The 20,105-nt window shown below is 54.2% G+C and carries 19 protein-coding genes; 14 read left to right on the top strand and 5 right to left on the bottom strand.

Annotation, left to right across the window (positions count from 1 at the left end):
• Window positions 1-2 precede the first annotated feature (2 nt).
• From NITSA_RS09850 to NITSA_RS09840, 3 genes are all read right to left on the bottom strand, one after another.
• Complete coding sequence (locus NITSA_RS09850) at window positions 3-512, bottom strand: 2'-5' RNA ligase family protein (protein WP_148224979.1); 510 nt, start codon at window positions 510-512, stop codon at window positions 3-5.
• Window positions 513-585: 73 nt separating this feature from the next.
• Window positions 586-2,271, bottom strand: a complete 1,686-nt coding sequence (locus tag NITSA_RS09845) for a chloride channel protein (RefSeq protein WP_013554886.1) — start codon at window positions 2,269-2,271, stop codon at window positions 586-588.
• Window positions 2,271-3,458 carry a chloride channel protein gene (locus NITSA_RS09840; RefSeq protein ID WP_483466521.1) on the bottom strand — a complete coding sequence of 396 codons (1,188 nt, stop codon included), beginning with the start codon at window positions 3,456-3,458 and terminating at the stop codon, window positions 2,271-2,273. The genes NITSA_RS09845 and NITSA_RS09840 overlap by 1 nt, the downstream gene beginning before the upstream one ends.
• A gap of 402 nt (window positions 3,459-3,860) precedes the next feature.
• Between NITSA_RS09840 and NITSA_RS09835 the strand changes: the two genes are divergently transcribed.
• Window positions 3,861-4,175 (top strand): hypothetical protein, encoded by a 315-nt coding sequence (locus NITSA_RS09835; RefSeq protein WP_042203971.1) that lies wholly within the window; start codon window positions 3,861-3,863, stop codon window positions 4,173-4,175.
• Here the strand turns inward: NITSA_RS09835 and NITSA_RS09830 are convergent, their stop codons facing one another.
• A complete protein-coding gene (locus NITSA_RS09830) occupies window positions 4,176-4,874 on the bottom strand; it encodes an SDR family NAD(P)-dependent oxidoreductase (protein WP_013554883.1) in 699 nt (232 codons plus the stop codon).
• Window positions 4,875-4,941: 67 nt separating this feature from the next.
• Between NITSA_RS09830 and NITSA_RS09825 the strand changes: the two genes are divergently transcribed.
• The 3 genes from NITSA_RS09825 (at window position 4,942) to tkt (ending at window position 8,563) form a co-directional block, all read left to right on the top strand.
• Complete coding sequence (locus tag NITSA_RS09825) at window positions 4,942-5,490, top strand: shikimate kinase (protein WP_042204440.1); 549 nt, start codon at window positions 4,942-4,944, stop codon at window positions 5,488-5,490.
• 182 nt (window positions 5,491-5,672) lie between these two features.
• Entirely contained in the window at window positions 5,673-6,557 is an 885-nt protein-coding gene (locus NITSA_RS09820) for a polyprenyl synthetase family protein (protein ID WP_013554881.1), read from the top strand.
• Window positions 6,558-6,583: 26 nt separating this feature from the next.
• On the top strand, window positions 6,584-8,563 hold the full coding sequence (gene tkt / locus NITSA_RS09815) for a transketolase (RefSeq protein ID WP_013554880.1): 1,980 nt from the start codon (window positions 6,584-6,586) through the stop codon (window positions 8,561-8,563).
• A gap of 186 nt (window positions 8,564-8,749) precedes the next feature.
• On the opposite strand, the gene NITSA_RS09810 is transcribed toward tkt, so the two are convergent.
• Entirely contained in the window at window positions 8,750-10,084 is a 1,335-nt protein-coding gene (locus tag NITSA_RS09810; protein ID WP_013554879.1) for an MFS transporter, read from the bottom strand.
• 148 nt (window positions 10,085-10,232) lie between these two features.
• On the opposite strand from NITSA_RS09810, the gene rdgB reads away from it, so the two are divergent.
• The 10 genes from rdgB to NITSA_RS10975 all read left to right on the top strand — a co-directional run bounded on the left by rdgB (window position 10,233) and on the right by NITSA_RS10975 (window position 19,975).
• A complete protein-coding gene (gene rdgB, locus NITSA_RS09805; protein WP_013554878.1) occupies window positions 10,233-10,835 on the top strand; it encodes an RdgB/HAM1 family non-canonical purine NTP pyrophosphatase in 603 nt (200 codons plus the stop codon).
• Window positions 10,832-12,667, top strand: a complete 1,836-nt coding sequence (ciaB, locus tag NITSA_RS09800) for an invasion protein CiaB (protein WP_042203969.1) — start codon at window positions 10,832-10,834, stop codon at window positions 12,665-12,667. Before rdgB ends, ciaB begins: the two co-directional genes overlap by 4 nt.
• Window positions 12,664-13,668, top strand: coding sequence for an A/G-specific adenine glycosylase (gene mutY, locus NITSA_RS09795; RefSeq protein WP_013554876.1), 1,005 nt, complete (start codon window positions 12,664-12,666; stop codon window positions 13,666-13,668). The genes ciaB and mutY overlap by 4 nt, the downstream gene beginning before the upstream one ends.
• 167 nt (window positions 13,669-13,835) lie before the next feature.
• Entirely contained in the window at window positions 13,836-14,969 is a 1,134-nt protein-coding gene (locus tag NITSA_RS09790) for a pyridoxal-phosphate-dependent aminotransferase family protein (protein WP_013554875.1), read from the top strand.
• Entirely contained in the window at window positions 14,966-15,817 is an 852-nt protein-coding gene (locus NITSA_RS09785; protein WP_013554874.1) for an ATP phosphoribosyltransferase regulatory subunit, read from the top strand. Before NITSA_RS09790 ends, NITSA_RS09785 begins: the two co-directional genes overlap by 4 nt.
• Window positions 15,814-17,067 carry an adenylosuccinate synthase gene (locus NITSA_RS09780; RefSeq protein ID WP_013554873.1) on the top strand — a complete coding sequence of 418 codons (1,254 nt, stop codon included), beginning with the start codon at window positions 15,814-15,816 and terminating at the stop codon, window positions 17,065-17,067. Before NITSA_RS09785 ends, NITSA_RS09780 begins: the two co-directional genes overlap by 4 nt.
• Before the next feature lie 84 nt (window positions 17,068-17,151).
• The gene (locus NITSA_RS09775; RefSeq protein WP_013554872.1) at window positions 17,152-17,703 is read left to right on the top strand and encodes a DUF507 family protein; all 552 of its coding nucleotides are present in this window, start codon (window positions 17,152-17,154) and stop codon (window positions 17,701-17,703) included.
• A 99-nt stretch (window positions 17,704-17,802) separates the two neighbouring features.
• On the top strand, window positions 17,803-18,921 hold the full coding sequence (gene carA / locus NITSA_RS09770) for a glutamine-hydrolyzing carbamoyl-phosphate synthase small subunit (protein ID WP_013554871.1): 1,119 nt from the start codon (window positions 17,803-17,805) through the stop codon (window positions 18,919-18,921).
• A gap of 101 nt (window positions 18,922-19,022) precedes the next feature.
• On the top strand, window positions 19,023-19,352 hold the full coding sequence (locus tag NITSA_RS09765; RefSeq protein WP_013554870.1) for a hypothetical protein: 330 nt from the start codon (window positions 19,023-19,025) through the stop codon (window positions 19,350-19,352).
• A gap of 77 nt (window positions 19,353-19,429) precedes the next feature.
• Window positions 19,430-19,975 (top strand): ComEA family DNA-binding protein, encoded by a 546-nt coding sequence (locus NITSA_RS10975; protein ID WP_013554869.1) that lies wholly within the window; start codon window positions 19,430-19,432, stop codon window positions 19,973-19,975.
• Window positions 19,976-20,105: the final 130 nt, after the last annotated feature.

The following is a 20,105-nucleotide window of genomic DNA, read 5'->3' as shown; positions in this document are numbered from 1 at the left end:
GCTTAAACGATACTCTCGATCTTTCGATAGATCGAACCTCCTTTGCAGAGCGTACTTTCATAAAGTGCGATCTCGGGGAGAATCTCTCCAAGAATTTCTTCTCTGTATTTTTCCAACAACTTTTTGTATTCCCGCCAATTAACGATCTTTTCAATCCGACAGAGGGTTACATGGGGAGTGAAACGATAAGGTTCCAGTCCATTGTTTTTCATTTCCCGGGCTTTTTTGTAGAGGAGGGGATCATGGGCTTTTAGGTGAAAGACCCTGGGTGGCCTGCCGAAGCTGCCGAGCCCCTGGAGTGGAATCGGTGCTTCCAATGCTGTGAGATGACGCAATTTTTTCCGCCAGGGTTCGGCCGCAGGTTGATCGCCGAGAAAGATCCACGTCAGATGCAGGGCATTCTCTTCGACCCATCTGCCCTTCAAGACAGCGGAGAAATCCTGACGCAACTGCGTATAATTGTAAATAAGAACGGGTGAAGCGATAAAAAGGCGCATAGGGTATTGTGCCATAACAGGATAATTCGACAGGAAGAAAAAGTTTGAAGATGCTTCGCGTTGAAAAGATGACGGAGAGATCGGTGAACTATCGGAAAAAGCCTTTTATCCTGTATCCCTGCTGATGAAGGGTCATACTTTTGAGTAGTTTGTTGATATTGATCATTCCGACGTACGTACCGTCGGGCTTGACATATGGAACGTGATCGGCATTTAAAATGGAAATAGCTTTGTAGAGGTCCTCTTTGACCGATTGGTCACTGATTGCAAACGGGCGCTTACTCATCAGGTTGCTTACTTTAAGAGCCTTTCTCTTTTTCGTTCTGATAAGTCTGCTCTTTCTGACATCGCGAAGTGAGAGAATGCCGATGAGTTTGTTCTCCTCGTCGACTACCGGCAAATAGTTACTGTGGGCCTTTCTGAAACGACGCAGGATTTTGTTCAGGACATCATTCGGTTTGATGGGCTCAATTTTATCGAGGTAGTTTTCAAGTTTGCACGTGTTGAAAAAATTCAAAACACCCGGATCTTCAATGTCGATACCTCTTTGAAGCAAACCTCTCTTGAAGTAGGATCCGGATTCCGACTTGGCTACGATATAGGCAGCGATGGATGATGTAATCAAAATGGGCAGAAGCATCTGATATGAATGTGTCAATTCAGTAATGATGACCGCGCTTCTCAATGGGGCCCTCGATACGCCCGAAAGCATCGCGGCGCTTCCCACGAGGGCAAAAACCCTGGGATCTATCGCTGTCTGGAAGTGGCTGATCTCCCCACCCAGCCAGTATCCTCCAAAGGCACCGATGAAAATTGACGGTGACATCATCCCCCCGAATATTCCGCTACCGATGCTTAAAATGATGGCAAGAAGTTTTGACGCCATAATTTCGAATGCCGTATCGGATTTGTATCCGGCAGAAAAGATTTGATTGATATACTCATATCCGACCCCCTTTATTTGGGGCTCCAATACAATCAGCACCCCCACAAAGAAACCGATGAAGACGATGATATATTTCCACTTGTAGCGATATTTGTAGCGGAGTTTTCTCATCCGTTTGAGTGAAAAGGTCAGAACAAGAGCGATGAGGGCGAAAAATATTCCCGCAAGAGGCATGTATTTGAAATAGGCGTCGCTGTAGTGCAGGGGAGGAACATAAAAGGCGGTATAGTCACCGATAAATTCCCTGGCGACCATGGTCGAGGTTGCACAGGCAACGACCAGCGGAATAATAATATATGAGTTGATACGGCCGATGATGATTTCAATGCCGAATATCACACCGGCAATAGGCGCATTGAAGGTTGCCGCGATCGCGGAGGAGACTCCTGCACTGAGATAAATCGGCATATTGATACGCTGAGTTTTTACCGTCAGCAGAAAAACTTCGCTCAAAAGCCCTCCCAGTTTGGCGATAGGTCCCTCCCGGCCTATGGGGACACCGAACCCGATGCTCAAGGAGGTAAAAAGCAGGACCAGAAAACCTTTGATGAATGAGAATCGCCCGCTAAGGAGTGAAATCTTTTTGGCAATTTCATCTATGGTCACATTGGCGCGATCGCGCAAAAAGTTGTTGATGGTGATGTGGGAGAGATAAAAGAGAAGAGGCATGCTCAGCAGATAGAAATCTATCGATCCTATGGCGTCGATTTTATCGTACTGATAAGAGAAGAACTGTATAAAAATTCGAAACAGATATGCGGAAAAACCGCCTATCAGGCCGATGATGATCGGCAATATGAAAAAATGCAGCAATTCCGGAATGAACATTATGCCTCTTTGGGCGGATAATTTCTGGTCGTAGGAGTGAAATCCTTGAGATTACTGCGGAAAATATTCTCCTGGCCAAGGTATAGGCTGTAGCCGAAACTCACGATATAACTGGTGATGACAGCAGCCGTCATGGGGATGACCACATCATCATGGCTCATTTCGGTAATCATTACTATGGCTGCGAGCGGTGTTTTGGCTCCGGCCGAGAGTCCCGCCCCCATACCCGCAAGAGAAAACATAACGATCTGATCAGGGAAAATGTGCCCAAAAATATTTCCCGTAGCGGCGCCTATAATCAAGACAGGCAGGATCAGTCCTCCGGGAATACCGAAACCGAGGGTAAAGCTGGTGATAATGATCGTAAAGAAAATAATTGCCATGTCGATCAGAATGGAAAACTTTATCTGGGCGAGATTTGAGAGTATATTCATATGCACAGGCGCGGAGAGTATATCGGGGTTTTTACTGATAAGATAGAGCAGCACCATAAAAGGAATCGCCATGACGGTGCCGACAACCGGTCTTCTGCCAATCGGTATCATTCTCGAGACTTTGACAAAAAAGTGAAAAAACAGAGTGTAGGCGTAGATAATCAAAGAGACGACAAAACCCATCGCGATGATATAGGGGATGCTGTCGAGTGTCCAGACCGCTTTATGGGAAAGCCTTATGAAAGCATGGTTGCCGCGAAAAAAGGAAAAGGTAAGATAACTCACGATGGAAGAGACGATCATCGGCACGAAAGGCCTGTAGTCGAAATCGTACATATTCTCAATTTCCATTGCAAAGATCGAGCTGCCCAGAGGCGCTTTGAGGAGTGCGCCGGTAAAAGCGCCTCCCCCGATAAGCCCAAGCATGTTTTTGAATTTTTTCCCAAAACCGTAGGCTTTTCCTACCCACTCTCCAATCGCTATTCCGAGAAAGAAGGATGGCCCCTCCCGACCGGCTATGAAACCGCCCGAAAGTGTCAAAATCGAAACCAGAAGTTTCCCGATGATCGTTCTGAACCTTATATACTTTTTCGTTCGGAGATGCAGAATGGAAAATCCGATACCGGGTCCGGCTACTTCCGGATTGTTTTTGATCACCGCCCCCGTGACTGCCGCGACGAGGATGGGATAGATGAAAAGATAAATCGTATCGGTTTTTAAATAACTGTTGATCCCGACCAGAAGCAGATCCATGAACGATGCGATGATCCCCATAGTTATACCGATCGCGATGGAAAGAGGAAGCCATCTTCCAAGAAAAAATATAATCGAGATGGAGTCGATTTTTATATTCATGTTTATAGAGCAGAGATCTTTTTTGCACAATCTTTTTAATCTCTCTCGGACCTCCACTTTCCGGTCACCGAAAATCAAATGCTTAATAAGTCTTTTCATCATCTGGGTCCATTCTCAATCTTTATGCCAAGCAACCCTCAATCAAACAGCGAAAAATTCAAACACACCTATATAATAGCAGATGGCTTATAAGGAATATAAGGGAATGGAATTTTCACGTTATACACGATGACCTCTCCCCCTCCCGGGTTCTGTCGGTTTGGGGTAGGTGGGGTATCGCGTCATAAGGGGAGTTTGGCTTTGGAACCAAAAAAATCGAAGGTAGCGGCCTGGGTGGTCTTTTATGGAGTGAGCCTGACGCTGACGGGGCTCCTGGCGGCCTTTTTCGAACCGGCGGCATCGGTTTTGAGGAATTTGGCCCGGAACACGGGCCAGGGGCCGGCGATTTTGATCCCCCTGGCTTTTCTCCTGCTGAGCTTTCTCTACGCTTTTATCCGGGCACGCTCCGAAGCGAAAAAGGAGCGCTGGGTGGCGGCCTATGGATGGCTGCTGGGGAGTGCGGCGCTTGCGGTGATCCTGCTCTATCTCTATCTGAGCCGGCAGGCCGCCTCTTGATCAGAGATCCATCTTCCGCACATCGAGGAACGTGCCGCTGGGATGACGCAGTGCAGCTTCACAGGCTGTGAGGAAACGCTCTGCAGCGGTTTCAGGGCGCAGAATGGGGCCGTCTTTTATCCGGCGGATCGAAGGAAACTCTTTCTCGTCTTCACGGTGAAGGATCTTTTCCAGCATCGGGGTCAGGACGACTCCGGGGGCGATGGCGCTGTAATGGGTCCAGGGCTTTTCGGCGGCATAGACTTTGATCATCATATTGAGTGCTGCTTTGGAGATGGAGTAGGGGCCCCAACCCTTGGAACCGTTGACCGCGGCCCCGGAGCTGACGGCGACAACCTGTTTGGGACGTGCATGGCGGTCCAGGGTATCGATGATCTGCTTGTTGGCCCAGACGTTGAGGTCCATCACCTCTCGGATCTCCGGAAGCGTGAACTGATCCATTTCGCGGATGTCTCCCAGGATTCCGGCGTTGAGAATAGCCAGATCGAAGTTGTGCCTGTCGATAAAAGCCTTGATGTTTTCGGGGATCATCTCCACATCACTGAGGTCGGCAGGCAGAAAATAGTAGCCGGGCCGGTTGGCGAATGCCCGGTTTTCATGCTGTCCGATGGCGTAGACGGCATCACCGCGCCGAAGGAGGGCCTCGGCCAGGGCGGCGCCCAGCCCCGTGCTCACCCCTGTGATCAAAACCTTGCGCATTCTTCACCTCCAGGAGGATAATGTATAATGCCTATGATACATGATCGAACACTACTTGTCAAAACGGATGGAAACGGTGAAAAAGAATATTATCCTGATCGGTTTTATGGGGGTAGGAAAGGGAACCACCGCCCGGGCCTATGCCAAAAAATACGGCATCTACAATATCGATACCGATGATCTGATCGAATCGAAGGAGAACCGGAGTATTCCCCGGATCTTCAAAAAGAAGGGGGAAGCCTATTTCCGGCGGCTGGAGCAGGAGACCGCCGACTGGATCGAATGTTGTGTCGATGGGACCCTGATCAGCTGCGGCGGAGGTTTCTACCAGGTGGACAACCTCAAAAAACTGGGGACGGTCGTGCTGCTGGATGCTTCCTACGATTGGATCTACCATCGGCTCAGCAGTGCCAAAAACGCCAAAAAGAAGCTGGCGAAGCGCCCCCTATTCTCCGAACCGAAAAAAGCCAAAAAGCTCTACGAAAAACGGGAAAAGGCTTACAGGAAAGTAGCTGACCTGATTGTCAACGTGGAGGGGAAAAGTATGGACGAGATTTTGACGGAGATTCATGAAGGGGTTGAGCAGCTGCAAAAGAGAAAGGGTGTTCGATCTTAGCTCGTTTCCTGATCTCCCACGGGGAGGGTCTCCACGATGGAAATGAGTCGGAAAGAGACTTCAGGCGCGACCTGTTCCTCTTGATTCGGCGATAGTCTCAGGATCTGCTTTTCTCGTCCCGCTTCACGAGACCATTTTAGCCTATTTTGCTATAATTGCTCCACTTTTCCGGAAAGGAAACCATGCAGGATTTCGAAAACTTCCTGACACAAAACCTCCCCGTTGTCGATACCTTTCATCCCGATTACAACGAAGCGCTGAGGGCGATGGTCCTGGCCGGGGGCAAGCGGTTCCGCCCCCGTCTGCTTCTGGGGATCGTGGAAGCCTATGCGCCCCTTCTTGTCGAGTCGGCGATGACGCCGGCATTGGCCTTGGAGATCTTTCATACCTATTCCCTGATTCACGATGACCTGCCGGCGATGGATGATGCCGATCTGCGCCGGGGAGAACCGACCCTGCATACGCGTTTCGATGAAGCGTTGGCGATCCTAGCGGGGGATGCCCTCAATACCCATGCTTTCGAGATGCTCTCCCGTAGCGCTTTTCGGGCGGATGTGCGGATCGAGCTGGTGCGGATCCTGGCGGAAAACGGCGGCAGCGGCGGAATGGTCCTGGGACAGGCGATCGACTTGGAATTTGAGAAAAGCCCTCTGAGCCTGGAACAGGTGGTGGAACTGCATACCAACAAGACCGCCAAACTGATCGCCGCGGCGCTCGAGATGGGGGCGGTGATCGTGGACCTGCCCAAAGAGACACGCCGGGCGCTCTACCGCTTCGGGATCGATCTGGGGCTGCTCTTTCAGGTCCAGGATGATATTCTGGATGCGACCCAGAGTGCCGAAGAGGCGGGCAAGCCCACCGGCCATGACAGTGAGAAGAACAGTTTCGTCACCCTTCTGGGCCTGGAAGGGGCGATGGCCTATGCCGACGGACTGGCCGAGGGGCTTCGGGAACGTTTCGAGCTTTTCGACGCTCCATTGAAAGAGGCCCTCTCACCGCTGATGGAGCAGTACCTCTTTCGGCATGCGCTTAAAAGCAAGTCTGAAGACTCTGAGACGGAAAAATAAACACCACTAGGATGAAGGATAAAAAAATGTCAAACGAAATGCGTAAAAAGATGGCGGATACCATCCGGTTTCTCGCGGCGGATATGATTCAAAAAGCCAACAGCGGCCACCCGGGTGCTCCCATGGGTTTGGCGGATATCGCGGTGGTGCTGAGTGAACACCTGCGCCACAATCCCAAAAATCCCCAATGGCTCAACCGGGACCGTGTAGTTTTCTCCGGCGGTCATGCTACGGGTCTGATCTACAGCCTCCTCTATCTCTGGGGCTATGACCTGAGCATGGAGGACCTGAAGAACTTCCGCCAGCTGGGTTCCAAAACCCCCGGTCACCCCGAGTACGGCCACACCCCCGGCGTGGAGATCACTACCGGCCCCTTGGGACAGGGCGTAGCCAACGCCGTGGGCTTCGCGATGGCCAAAGAGTTTACCGCCAGCAAGGTCAACTCTCCCACTTGCAAACTCATCGACCATAAGGTCTACTGCTTTTGCGGGGATGGCGACCTGGAAGAGGGGATCAGCTACGAAGCCTGCGCCCTGGCCGGGCGCTTCGCCCTCAAAGACCTCATCCTCATCTACGACAGCAATCACATCACGATAGAGGGGGAGACCTCCATCGCCTGGAACGAGGATGTTGAAAAGCGTTTCGAAGCCCAGAATTGGAAAGTCCTCAAGATCAACGGTCACTGCTATGATGAGATCGATGCGGCCCTGACGGAGGCCAAGGCTTCCGACCGTCCCACCATCATCGTGGCCAACACCATCATCGGGCGCAAGGCGGTCGGCCTGGAGGGCAACCACGAAGTCCACGGCGCCCCTCTGGGCGAAGAGGTCATCAAAGTCTCCAAAGAGAAAGCGGGCTTCCCGCCCGACGAGAGCTTCTATGTGCCCGAAGATGTGCTGATTCGCTTCCGCTGTGCGGTAGAGCAGGGCGAACTCTACGAAAAAGAGTGGCGCCACCTGCTCAAGCAGGCCCCTTACGCCGAGCAGAACGAAGCCCTTGAGCGCCTGCTCAATCCTGATTTTGACGCCATCGCCTGGCCCGATTTCAGCGACACCAAAGAGATGGCCACCCGCGACAGCAATGGACAGATCCTCAATGCCATCGCCCGGGCCGTCCCCGGCTTTGTGGGCGGTAGCGCCGACCTGGCCCCCTCCAACAAAACCTACCTCAAGGATATGGGTGACTTCCCCGAAGGGAAAAACCTCCATTTCGGTATTCGGGAACATGCGATGGGAGCCATCACCAACGCGATGGCGCTCTACGGCACGGTCATCCCCTTCAACGCCACCTTCTTCGTCTTCAGCGACTATCAGAAGCCGGCGGTCCGCATCGCGGCACTTTCGGGGATTCCCAACCACTTCATCTGGACCCACGACAGTATCGGAGTGGGTGAGGATGGCCCGACCCACCAGCCCATCGAGCATCTGAGCCAATTCCGTGCTCTGCCTGATTTCTATGTCTGGCGCCCCGCCGATGCGACGGAGAATGTGGAAGCGTGGAAGGTGGCGATCCGGATGCAAAAGCCCCAGGCCTTCGTCCTCAGCCGCCAGAAGCTCAAGACCCTCAAACCCGAAAAGGACTTCGGCGATGTCAGTCGCGGCGCCTATATCGTCAAGAAACGCAAGGATGCGGTTTTGACCATTATGGCCAGCGGGTCAGAGCTGATGCCCTCCCTTCAGGCGGGATGCTTCCTGGAGCGGATGGGGATCAATGCCAACATCGTCTCCGTCCCCTGCTTCGACCTTTTCGATGAGCAGGATGAAGAGTACAAAAAAGCGGTGATCGACCCCAATACCAAGGTATTAGCCGTCGAAGCGGCCCGGGGGATCGAGTATTACAAATATGCCGACGACGTGCTGGGTATGGAGACCTTCGGGGCTTCGGCACCGGCAGGAGATCTCTTCAAAAAGTTCGGTTTCACCATCAAAAACATCAAAGCCCGTGCCGCGGCATTGATGGGTGTGGAGAACAAAAGCGTCACGATCGAAAAAATGGGAGAGGCGTAAACAGAATTGAGAATAATGAGTAATGAGCAACCGAGTAACCGAGCAATAAAATCTTTGAAGGCTCAGTGCTCAACACTCATCGATTCTTTTAGTACTTGCCCATAACGTTTAGCACAAAAAAATCTTGCGACGTGAGGGGCAATGCCCCGTGCTTGCGACTTGCAACCGATAGCCGAAGGCTTCGATCTACCGCTTGAGCATTTTTCCCCTGATTTCGTCTTCATCCAGCAGCTCTTTATCGTATTTGATCACCATCACCCCCTCGGTCTCATTGACGTAGACATCATTGATCCCCGCCTCTTTTTTCAGCTCGGGCAATTTGTTCCGGTCGTAATGCTCGGTATCGAGGTAGAGGGTTCCTCGCAGGCCCGGATTGCGCATTCCTGCGATCCAGAGTGCCCAGAAGACCGAAACGATCAGGACGGTGATGGCTACCCCTTTGACACTCCAGTGGGCGAAGATCCATCCGGCCAGGGTGGCGCCGATCCCCATTCCGACATAGGCGAAGGTATTGGCGACGCCCAGAGCGGCCCCTTTCTGGTGGGCTTTGGCGAATTTGCTCACGAAGCTCTGGAGCAGGGGTTCGAACATATTGAAACCGATGAAGAAGAGGGTGACCCCTACGCCGAAGAGCCAAAGCGAGGGGGCGAAGCCCATCAGGACAAAGGCGAGGGCGATGAAGGCGATGGAGATGAGGAAGACCTCTTTACCTTTGTTGTACTTTTCACCAAAGACCGCCGAGGGCCCCATCGCCAGGATTCCGAAGATTACCGCGGGGAGATAGACTTTCCAAAATTCGGAGAGGGGAAGATGGAAGGTATTTTTCAATTCCAGGGGAATGAGGAAAAAGGCGATCGCCATCGTCGAAGAGTGGAAGAGGAAGGTCACATACATCCGTACCAGGTCTTTATCCTTGAAGACGTGGACGACCTTGGCCTCCTCTTCGGCGAAGGTATGAGTGATCTTGGGAGGTTCGGGGACCACGGTAAAGAGCAGGACGATCGAAAGCAGCGCCATCGCGGCGGTCAGATAGAAGAGCAGGGGGACGCCGTCGGGAAGTCCTCCGATGATGGGCCCGATGATCATCGCGGCGGTGAAGGCGAGGGCGATGACCATCCCCATGACCGCCATAGCGTGGGCGCGCTCTTCTTCGCGGACATGATCGCTGATCATGGCGATGATGACCGCTCCGATGGCCCCGGCTCCCTGGAGGAAGCGTCCGGTAAGCAGCGTATAGATATCGTGGGCCATTCCGGCGATGACCGAACCGGCGGCGAAGATGAGCAGACCGATGAGGATCGCTTTCTTACGGCCGATTTTGTCACTCAGGCTCCCGAAAGGGACCTGGAAGGCCGCCTGGGTGAAGGCGTAACCTCCGACGGCCAGACCCACGAGGGTCGGGGTGGCACCGGGGAGGTCCTTGGCGTAGGCCGAGAGGACCGAGATGACGACGAAGAGGCCGAGAAAACGCAGGCCGATAATCAGGCTCAAATGCCAGGTTTTGGCAATGATCGGTTTCATAGGGTCAGATCCTTTATAGGGTATAATCTCGTCATACCCAAAATTTGGGCATAAGAGGAATTTATGGTGAAGATATTCTCTATCGATGAGATATGTTCGTCAGAGATGCCGGAATTATAGTCCCAAGATGATTAAAGAAGGTTAATGAATGCAGTGGGTGCTTGCGACAGGAAATCGGGGAAAATTGCGTGAATTTCGCGAAGCGTTCGGAAAAGAGATCCTGGGGATGGATGAGGTGCTCGATTCGGTGCCCGAGATCGTGGAGGATGCCGACACCTTTGCCGGAAACGCGTTGATCAAAGCGAAAGCGATCTATGATCTCCTGGGGCCGGACTATCTGGTCATCAGCGATGACAGCGGGATCTCCGTCCCTGTATTGGGAGGCGCACCGGGGATCTACTCCGCCCGATACGCCGGAGAAGGGGCCACGGACCGGGAAAACCTCCAAAAGCTCATCGAGGTACTCAAAGAGAGAGGGATACAGCAAACTCCCGCCTATTACACGGCAGCGCTCGCCATCGTCGGAGCGCTGGGGGAATATGTGGTCCACGGCTGGATGCACGGTAAGGTGATCGACGAAGCCCGGGGGGACAAAGGCTTCGGTTACGATCCCATCTTCATCCCCGAAGGGTACGACCGGACCCTGGGGGAGCTGGATGAGTCGGTCAAGGCGGGGATCTCCCACCGCGCCAAGGCGATCACGCTGGCCCGCCCCGTTCTGGAGCTACTTCAACGCAGAGGAGGAGAATGATGAGAGAGTCCTTTATGAGAGACCTTCAGGCGCTCTACGATGAGCTCCAGCGTCGTCAGGAGGAGCTGGGAGCCTATATGGAGATCCTCCACGGCAAAGAGAATCCCGAGGCGACACAGACGGTGGAACGTATGCTGGAACAGCTGGGCCTGCCCAAGAACCCCGAAACGGAGATGGCGGCTCTGACACGGCTGGTGAACCTCAGGGAGGATGCCCTGGAGCAGGTGATGAAGCAGGAGGGTTTTTCTGCCGAGGAGATCATCGCGGCAAAGGAAAAAGCCTACTTTTTCGTCGCCGACTTCCATCTGGAGCGTTTCGAATCCCTGATCGTCTGGATCGAGGAGCAGGGGCTTTTGACCCCCTTCTACCGTTCACTCATTTCAGGGGTCCACGCCGTGGGCCTGGCGGTGACCCGTTGGCAGAACGGCTGGACTTCTCACATCATCCATGGGATCAATCGGGAATTACTGGAGCTTTTCAACGGCGATGAAGAGAAGATCTTCGAAACGCTTCGGGAGCAGAAGCTTCTGGATCGCCACGAAGGGGAGGAGGCCGATCGCTGCTATTCGGTGCTGGTGCCCGACAGCGGGGGGTATCGGCGGGTGAGTTATGCCGAAGCCTTTGCCGAAGAGGTCCGTGAAGTGACTCAGGCGCTCACGATGCTCCTGGAGACGCTGGAGGGTCTGGAGGATAAGATCTACGGTCAAAAAGAACCCTGGCTGGAGTATTTCCGGGCGCTGAAGCGGGCTTTTGCCCATACCGATCCAGATGAGCTGGTGGCCTACTGGGCCGAGGTGGACCGGGCGTGGATGGGGGTGACGACCCCGATCCAGGTAGGGCATCCCCTGGAGTATTACGAAGATCACTACCGCAAAGCGGTGGCTCTGGAGTGGGACCTGCGGGTGATCAACCCCCGGCTGCAGACCGCCGTCAAAGTTCCGGAGCAGATCCGGGCCTTCGGAGCGCATATGGCGGTGGAGCTGGGCCTGGAAGCGCAGAGGATCTTCGCCAAAAACGTCGATCAGATCGAAAAGACCCAACTCTACATCGGCCGGCCGATGCTCTATTACGGTGCGGAGTTCAACGGCCTCTTCTCCGCCCAGGTAGTCCCCAACGATGAAAAGGTCTCCAGCGAACTGGGCAAAAAGATCTTTGCCTATGCCGATTATGTGCGGCAGTCCCAAAAGGACAAGCCGGTCATGCAGCTGAGCCTGGAGAGCCTCGGGGAGGAGCTGGTGCGCAAGCGCCGAGTCCTGCTGGAGCAGCCCGAGCGTTGGATGCGCCTTTACGAGATCGCTACCATCGGCCACGAATACGGGCATATCCTCTGGATCGACAGCGATACCGAAGTGGCGATGAACCGAAGCGGGCAATTCAAGAACATCGAAGAGTTCAAAGCGACGACGGGCGGCTTGATGGCCTTTTTCGATTACGAAGAGGCTTCGCTTAAAGAGGAGGTGATGGAGGACCTCGTCAGCCGGGCGGTCGGATTGATGGCGTGGCGGGAAGTGGGGGAGGTGCTCCCCTACTACTGTGAAGGGCTGATCCATCTGGAGATCCTCTATCGGAGCCGTGCTATCGATTTCGAAGGGGTCCGGGTCCATATCGATCCGGCTGCCTATGACCGGATGAAAGAAGGGTATCGGCAGGCGTACCGGGATCTCGCCACCCACTACGTCCGCAAAGAGGATGCCGCGGATTACCTGGGATGTTACGCCCAAAAGGTCGACGGCCATTTCCTGCCGGTCACACCCGAAGTGCGAAAGTTCGTCGAAGCCTACTATCGACGCTATCTGGAGATCGGTCAGAAAATTGCCCTGATAGAGGGTTGAAACGTTCCGAAGACGAGCGGATGGGTTCACGATATAAAGAGCTTCACGAGCGCCTGAATCTTTGGTACCGGGAGCATGGCCGCCACGATCTCCCCTGGCGCCAAACCCGCGACCCTTATCGGATCTATTTGAGTGAAATTATGCTCCAGCAGACCCAGGTGTCGACGGTACTGGAGCGATTCTATTTCCCTTTTTTGGAACGTTTCCCGACTCTGGCGGTGGTGGCTGAGGCTTCCGAAGAGGAGGTGCTCAAAGCGTGGGAAGGGCTGGGCTACTACAGCCGGGCGCGCCATCTGCACCGCACTGCCCGTCTATGCAACGGCGTGCTCCCCTCCACTTCACAGGAGTTGGAGCGTCTGCCCGGGATCGGCCGCTCCACGGCCCGGGCGATCGCCTGTTTCGCCTTTGATGAGGCGGCCCCGATCCTCGATGCCAATGTCCGCCGCATCCTCTACCGCTTTTTCCGGCGCCGGAAGGCCACGGAGCGGGAGCTTTGGCGAATGGCCGAGCGACTCTTTGACGCCAAACGCCCCTACGATTACAACCAGGCGATGATGGATCTGGGAGCGATGATCTGCACTCCCAAAGATCCCCGATGCGATCTCTGTCCCCTTCGGGAGGGGTGCCGGGGCAGGCAAGCCCCCGAGCGCTACCCCGAAGCGAAAAAGGCTTCCAAAACGCCTGTGCGTCGGGCCAAAATCCTTCTTTGTGAACGAGGTGGAGCCTGGGCCCTGAGCCAAAGCCGGGAGCGTTTTCACGGAGGGCTCTGGCATTTTCCCCGATTCGAAGATGAAGTCTCGGGAGAGTTTCTGGGGCGGGAGCTCGCCCGTTACAGTCATTTTGCACTGGAAGCGGAGATTTGGCGGGTTGCGGTCCTTCCCAAAGATTATGACAAGCCGATCGGATTTTTCACCCCCAAATCGATTGAAGAACTCCCCTTGGGCGGCATCGACCGAAAAATTTTCAAAAAGTATTTTGGAGTGTTGAGCGTTGAGAGTTGAGAGCTGAGAAAGTTGATTCTTCATCCAAAATCCAAAATCCCCTAATCCAAAATCATCTTCAATCTTCCATTTTCAATCCTCCATCAACTTCTTTAACCCCCCTTTGGATATAATCCAACGATTTATGCCGCATTGCTTGGCGTATATTTTTTGCAGAAGGATTCTCTATGCTGCTCTTTACCCCCGGGCCTACGCCCGTTCCCGAATCGGTCCGCCTGGCGATGGCGGGGCCGACCCTGCACCATCGTACTCCCGAGTTCGAAGCGATCTTCGCCGTCGCCCGGACCAAACTCTTCGAGCTGATGGTTACCGATGAGGTGGTGATGCTGGCCTCCAGTGGCACCGGCGCGATGGAGGCGGCAGTGACCAACCTCTGCCACCGTAAACTCCTCAATGTCAATGCCGGCAAGTTCGGGCAGCGCTTCGGCCTCATTGCCCAGGCTCACGGCCTGCCCCATACCGAGATCGTTCACGAGTGGGATACCCCCGCTACGGTGGGGGAAGTGATGGAGATCCTGCGCAGCGACAGTGAGATCGACGCGTTGGCGATCCAGATCAGCGAATCGGCGGGAGGGCTGCGCCATCCAGTCGAAGAGATCGCCGCCGCGGTCAAAGCGGAGCGCCCCGAAGTGATGGTAATCGCCGACGGGATCACCGCGGTAGGGGTCGAGCGGATCGATACCAGCAACATCGACGCCCTCATCGCCGGCAGCCAAAAGGCGCTGATGCTCCCTCCCGGTTTGGCGATCCTGGGGCTCAGCAACGTGGCAGTAGAGAAGATCGGCAATGGTCGGGGTTACTATTTCAATCTCGCCTCTGAGATCAAAAAGCAGCGCCAGAACACCACCGCCTACACGGCGCCGACGACTCTGATCATCGGGCTCAAAGCGATCCTCGAAGAGATTGAAAAGCAGGGCGGCCTGGGGAAACTCTATTGCGACACCGCCCGCCGGGCCAAGGCGACCCGTTTTGCCCTGGAGGCTCTGGGCCTGCACAGCTATCCCAAGACCCCCGCCCGCTCTATGACGACCATTGACGATCCCGACGCCAACACCATCCGCTCCCTGCTCAAGAGTGACTTCGGTGTCAATGTCGCCGGAGGGCAGGATCATCTCAAAGGCAAGATCTTCCGCATCAACCAGATGGGCCTCATCGAGCCCCACGAGATGGTCTGGGTGGTCAATGCCGTGGAGTTGGCCCTGGCGAAGATGGGCCGCCGCCCCTTCGACGGCACCGCCGCACGGATCTGGAACGAAACCTACTACAAAACAATGCTGAGCAAAGCGAAGGGTGAAGAATGATCTTCGAACACGAAATTCCCAGCGGCAGCCGGCTCTATTTCGACGAGAGCGCCCGGATCAAACGCCGGATCGAGAACAGTGCCGCGGAGTTTCTGGAGGAGCGGGGCTACCGGGAGATGGTGACGCCGCTCTTTTCCTACCATCAGCACGAGAGTTTCGATGATCCCAAGGCACTGATCCGCCTCAACGATACCGACAACCACGAAGTGAGCCTCCGGGCCGATTCCACCGCCGATGTGGTTCGCATCGCCACCCGGCGGCTGGGGCGCAGCACCGATTTCAAACAGTGGTTCTATATCCAGCCGGTCTACCGCTTCCCCACCCGGGAGCAGTATCAGATCGGCGCCGAATTTCTGGAAGGGGATTTCCCCAAGATCGTCGCCGACGCCACGGCATTATTGGGAAGACTGGAGATCCGTCCTCTGCTTCAGATCGCCAACATCGCCATCCCGAAGATGCTCAGCGAGGAGTATGGCGTCGATCTCGATGCCCTCAAAAGTATGCATATCGAGCGGATCCTCGAGGCGGGCCACAGCTGGCTGGAGCCGTTGATCCGCATCCACCGCGTCGAGGATCTGGCGGACCTTTCTACCTATCCCGAGGCGGTGGCCCGGGAGTTGGAGAAGATGCGTGAAGCGGTGGCGGGGCTGGAATATGCCCCCATCGTCGTTTCGCCCCTCTACTACGCCAAGCTGCGCTACTACGATTCGCTGGTCTTCCGCCTCTATGAGGGCAACACCCTCTTCGCGACAGGGGGGACTTACCGCATCGCCGAAGTGCGCGCCGCCGGATTCGCGATCTACACCGATGCCTGCATCGCTGAAAAAATGTCGAAAGGGACACTATGAGTACACAAGCAGATCTCATTGTCGGACTCCAGTGGGGGGACGAAGGGAAGGGCAAGATCGTCGATCATATGGCCCAGACCCACGACTACGTCTGCCGCTTCGCCGGAGGCCACAATGCCGGCCATACCATCGTGGTAGGGGAGAAGACCTACGCCCTGCACCTGATCCCTTCGGGAGTCCTCAACCCCGAGGCGGTCAATATTGTGGGCAACGGAGTGGTCCTCTCTCCGGCGGATTTCATCAAAGAGATGGAGCAGTTCGGTGATTTGACCGGGCGGCTCTACATCTCCGACAAAGCCCATCTGCTGCTGCCCTACCATGCCGCCATCGATCAGGCCAGAGAGCGGATGAAAGGGGACAAAGCCATCGGTACCACCGGCAAGGGAATCGGCCCCGCCTACGGCGACAAGGTCGCCCGGGTAGGTCATCGGGTCGGCGAGCTTCACGATCCCCGCAAGCTCACCGACAAGATCATGGCCTATTTCGCCATGAACCGTCCCGTCTTTGACGCCATGGGTGTGGCGGTGCCCGACGAGCAGGAACTCTTCCATGAGCTCGTCGCCTACTGGGAAGCACTGGAGCCCTACATCACCGATACCACGCTCCTGGTCTGGAAAGCGCTGGAAGAGGAGAAGAAGGTCCTGCTGGAGGGAGCCCAGGGGACCATGCTCGATATCGACCACGGTACCTACCCCTATGTGACCAGCTCCACCACTGTCAGCGCCGGGGCCTGCAGCGGGCTGGGGCTCAGCCCCAAGGATATCGGCCGGGTCACCGGGATCGCCAAAGCCTACTGCACCCGGGTGGGTAACGGCCCCTTCCCCAGCGAAGATTTCAGTGAAGCGGGACAGCGGCTGCGGGACAACGGCCACGAATACGGCACTACCACCGGCCGCCCCCGCCGCTGCGGATGGTTCGACGCCGTAGCCATGCGCCACGCTGTGCGGATCAACGGAGCCGACCAGGTGGCATTGATGAAACTGGATGTCCTCGACGGGTTCGATGAGGTCAAAGTCTGTGTAGCGTACCGGGTCCACGGCGAAGAGATCGACTATGTCCCCTACGATCTGGAGGATGCGGAGCCGGTCTATCGGGTCTTCCCGGGGTGGGAAAAGAGCTGCGGCGCACGCCGATTCGAGGAGCTGCCCGAAAATGCCCAGAGCTACATCGCCGAGCTGGAGCAGATGATCGGCTGCCCCATCGGGATCATCTCCACCTCTCCGGAGCGGGAGGATACGATCGTCCGCTAAAGGTCGGCAGCCGGGAGATCGATCGCCGATCTTCACCGTGATTGGATATAATTTTTAGAGCGTATGACCGCCAAAAGGATGAGTATGAGATTGAAACCGCAACAGACCGGATACGTAGCGAGCAAGGTAGCCATCGATCTGGCCAATGCCCCCTTCGTCAAGCTTCTCAAAGGCAAGGATGCCGTCCGGGAGAAGGTCAAAGAGCTGATCGACGCGAATCTGCAGATCGAAAAAGCACTCGATGAGCAGGTCCACAAGATCATCGACGAAAACTACGATGAGATCGAGTTTCAGCACGCCGATGAGCGACAGCTCTTCTTTATGATCAAAAAGAAGCTGGCACCCGAATACGGTGTGATTATGAACTACGACGACCGTTACAACGATCTCTCCCACAAGATCCTCGATGAGCTCTATGAGAATTATCTCATCGAATATGATGTCAATGAGAACCAGGTCAAAAACGTTATCTTCAAAGCCTTCAAAGAGTTCGCCAACGCCTATGAAGAGATCGACGACATCGTCTACAACAAGATCCGGAACATGGAGCGTGAAGTCATTCCCGGCTCCCAGGATTACGAACTCCTCTATGAGCGGCTCTACCAGGAGGAGCTGAGACGGCGGGGTATGTTGTGATGCCGGAGGCATCAGAGCAAATGAGGAGTTAGGAATGAGGAATGAGGAATTAAGGAAAGCGTTGCCTTGCAACGCCTTTGAATTGAGAATGAGGTAAAAATGCAGAAGGTTTCACTCTATTTTGAGAACGGGCTCTTTTTGGAGGCGCGCAGTTTCGGTGCCGAGGGGACGGCGGTAGGGGAGATCGTCTTCAACACTTCGATGACCGGTTACCAGGAGATCGTGACTGATCCCAGCTATGCCGGTCAATTCGTCACCTTTACCATGACCGAGATCGGCAATGTGGGGTGCAATGCCCAGGATATGGAGAGCCGTGGAGCCTTTTGCAAGGGGATCCTGGTACGTCAGTATCAGAAGCGCCCCTCCAACTTCCGCAGCGAAGAGCCCCTCGATGCCTTGCTCAAACGCTTCGGTGTGATGGGGATCTGCGATATCGATACCCGCTATCTGACCCGGATGATCCGCAATCAGGGGGCGATGGAGATGATCGCTTCGACGGAAATCCACGACAAAGAGGAGCTCAAAAAGCGCCTGGAGGCCGCTCCGAGGATCGAAGAGATTAACTACATCGAAGAGGTGAGCACCGACGAACCCTATGTGCATGAAGAGGGACGCTACGATGCCAAAACCTTCCGCTATGAAAAACCTCAGACCAGCAAAAAGATCGTCGCTTATGACTTCGGGATCAAACGCAACATCCTCAATGAATTGACTCACGCCGGCATCCGGGTAGAAGTGATCCCCAACGATACGCCTGCCGAGCAGGTCATCGAGCGTTTCCAGGCGGGAGAGATTGATGGAGTCTTCCTCTCCAACGGCCCCGGCGATCCGCTGATCCTCCACGATGAAAAAGAGCGCACCCAAAAGCTCCTGGATGCCAGGATCCCCATGTTCGGCATCTGCCTGGGGCATCAGATGCTCTCCATCGCCCATGGCTACGATACCTACAAGCTCAAATTCGGACACCACGGAGGAAACCATCCGGTCAAAAATGTCGAAAAAGGCACCGTGGAGATCACCGCTCAGAACCACAATTACAATGTCCCCGAAAGTTTGACAGAAGTAGCGGAAGTAACCCATGTTAACCTCTTCGACAATACCATCGAAGGGGTACGCTACAAAGAGGAGCCGGTCATGTCGGTTCAACACCACCCCGAAGCGAGCCCCGGCCCCCATGAAAGTGCCTATATTTTCAAAGAGTTCTATGAGATGCTCTGAAAAATAAATGAGGAATGAGGAGTGAGGAATTAGGAATTGACGTATGTGTTGCTTCGCAACACCTTTTTTCTTAAATATAGAGCATTTAGCACAAATAATAGATGAAAAAACTCCGACTTTATCTCCACGAATTGCTCGACGATCCTGTCGTCACCTATCCTGCCTGGTATCTGCTTAGCCCCAAACTTTACCGCGACGAGAACCTGCGGGAGACTCTGCGAAAGATCCATTTGATGGAGTTTGATGCCTGTGTGCATCCCGCTGAGCCTTCGGAGATTTTTTCGGCTCTGCGTCAGAGGAACTATCCCATCTATCTCGAAAAATATGCCGTCGGATATTTCGGCGGAAGGGTGATGTATCTCGAGAGCGGAGGCTGGAAGAGTATGCCCCTGAGCGAAGAAGCTTTTGAAATGAGCAATTGGCTTTTGTAGAGTCAGAACCTAACTATTTTTATATAAAATTATCTATTTTACATTATAATTACCGCATCTCACACCAAAGGAACAGTATGAAAAAAGTTCTCTTGCTCTTGTCACTCTGCTTTGCGTTCGCTTTCGCCCTCAATCCTCAAACCGCTTCCAAAGAGGAGCTCATGAGTATCAAGGGGATCGGCCCGGTCAAAGCCGCGGCGATCCTGAAATGTCGACGTACCCATACCATACGCAATAGAGAGGATTTGATGAAAGTCCAGGGGATCGGACCCGAGATCGCCGAGAATGTCTACAAAAATGTCAAAGCAAAGGCGCCTGGCACTGCATCAGCCTCTCGTTCGAAAACAAAGTCTTCAAAAACAGGCTCTCCCCGATCCTCCGGCACGACCAAAAAGAAAAGTGCTGCTTCCGACAGATTGAAAAGCAAGGTCGAAGAGGAAAAGGTCCAGCTCAAAAAGGACAAAGCGGCATTGAAAAAGGCTCAAAAAGCCAAGGACAGCAAAAAAGCGGCCGTCCTCAAAAAGAAGATCGCCAAGGAGGAGTCTCAGCTCAAAAAGAATGAGAAGGGATTGAAGACGTCTCAAAGCAAAAAGTCCAGGAAAAGTCCCAAAAATAAAAAATAGAGCCTTGTCTCTATGATTTCTATCCGCTTTTTCCGGATAGAGATGCCCTCTTTTTACTTCTAATCCGGTTTCCTGACACTTTTCCGAAAGCAATAATGTTAAAATGGTGCCATCAAATCCCCAGTGGAAT

Origin of the sequence: Nitratifractor salsuginis DSM 16511 (assembly GCF_000186245.1) — a bacterium.
Taxonomy (GTDB): domain Bacteria; phylum Campylobacterota; class Campylobacteria; order Campylobacterales; family Sulfurovaceae; genus Nitratifractor; species Nitratifractor salsuginis.
The sequence above is the reverse complement of the archived record's forward strand: the minus strand, read 5'-3'. Positions and strand labels throughout refer to the sequence as shown.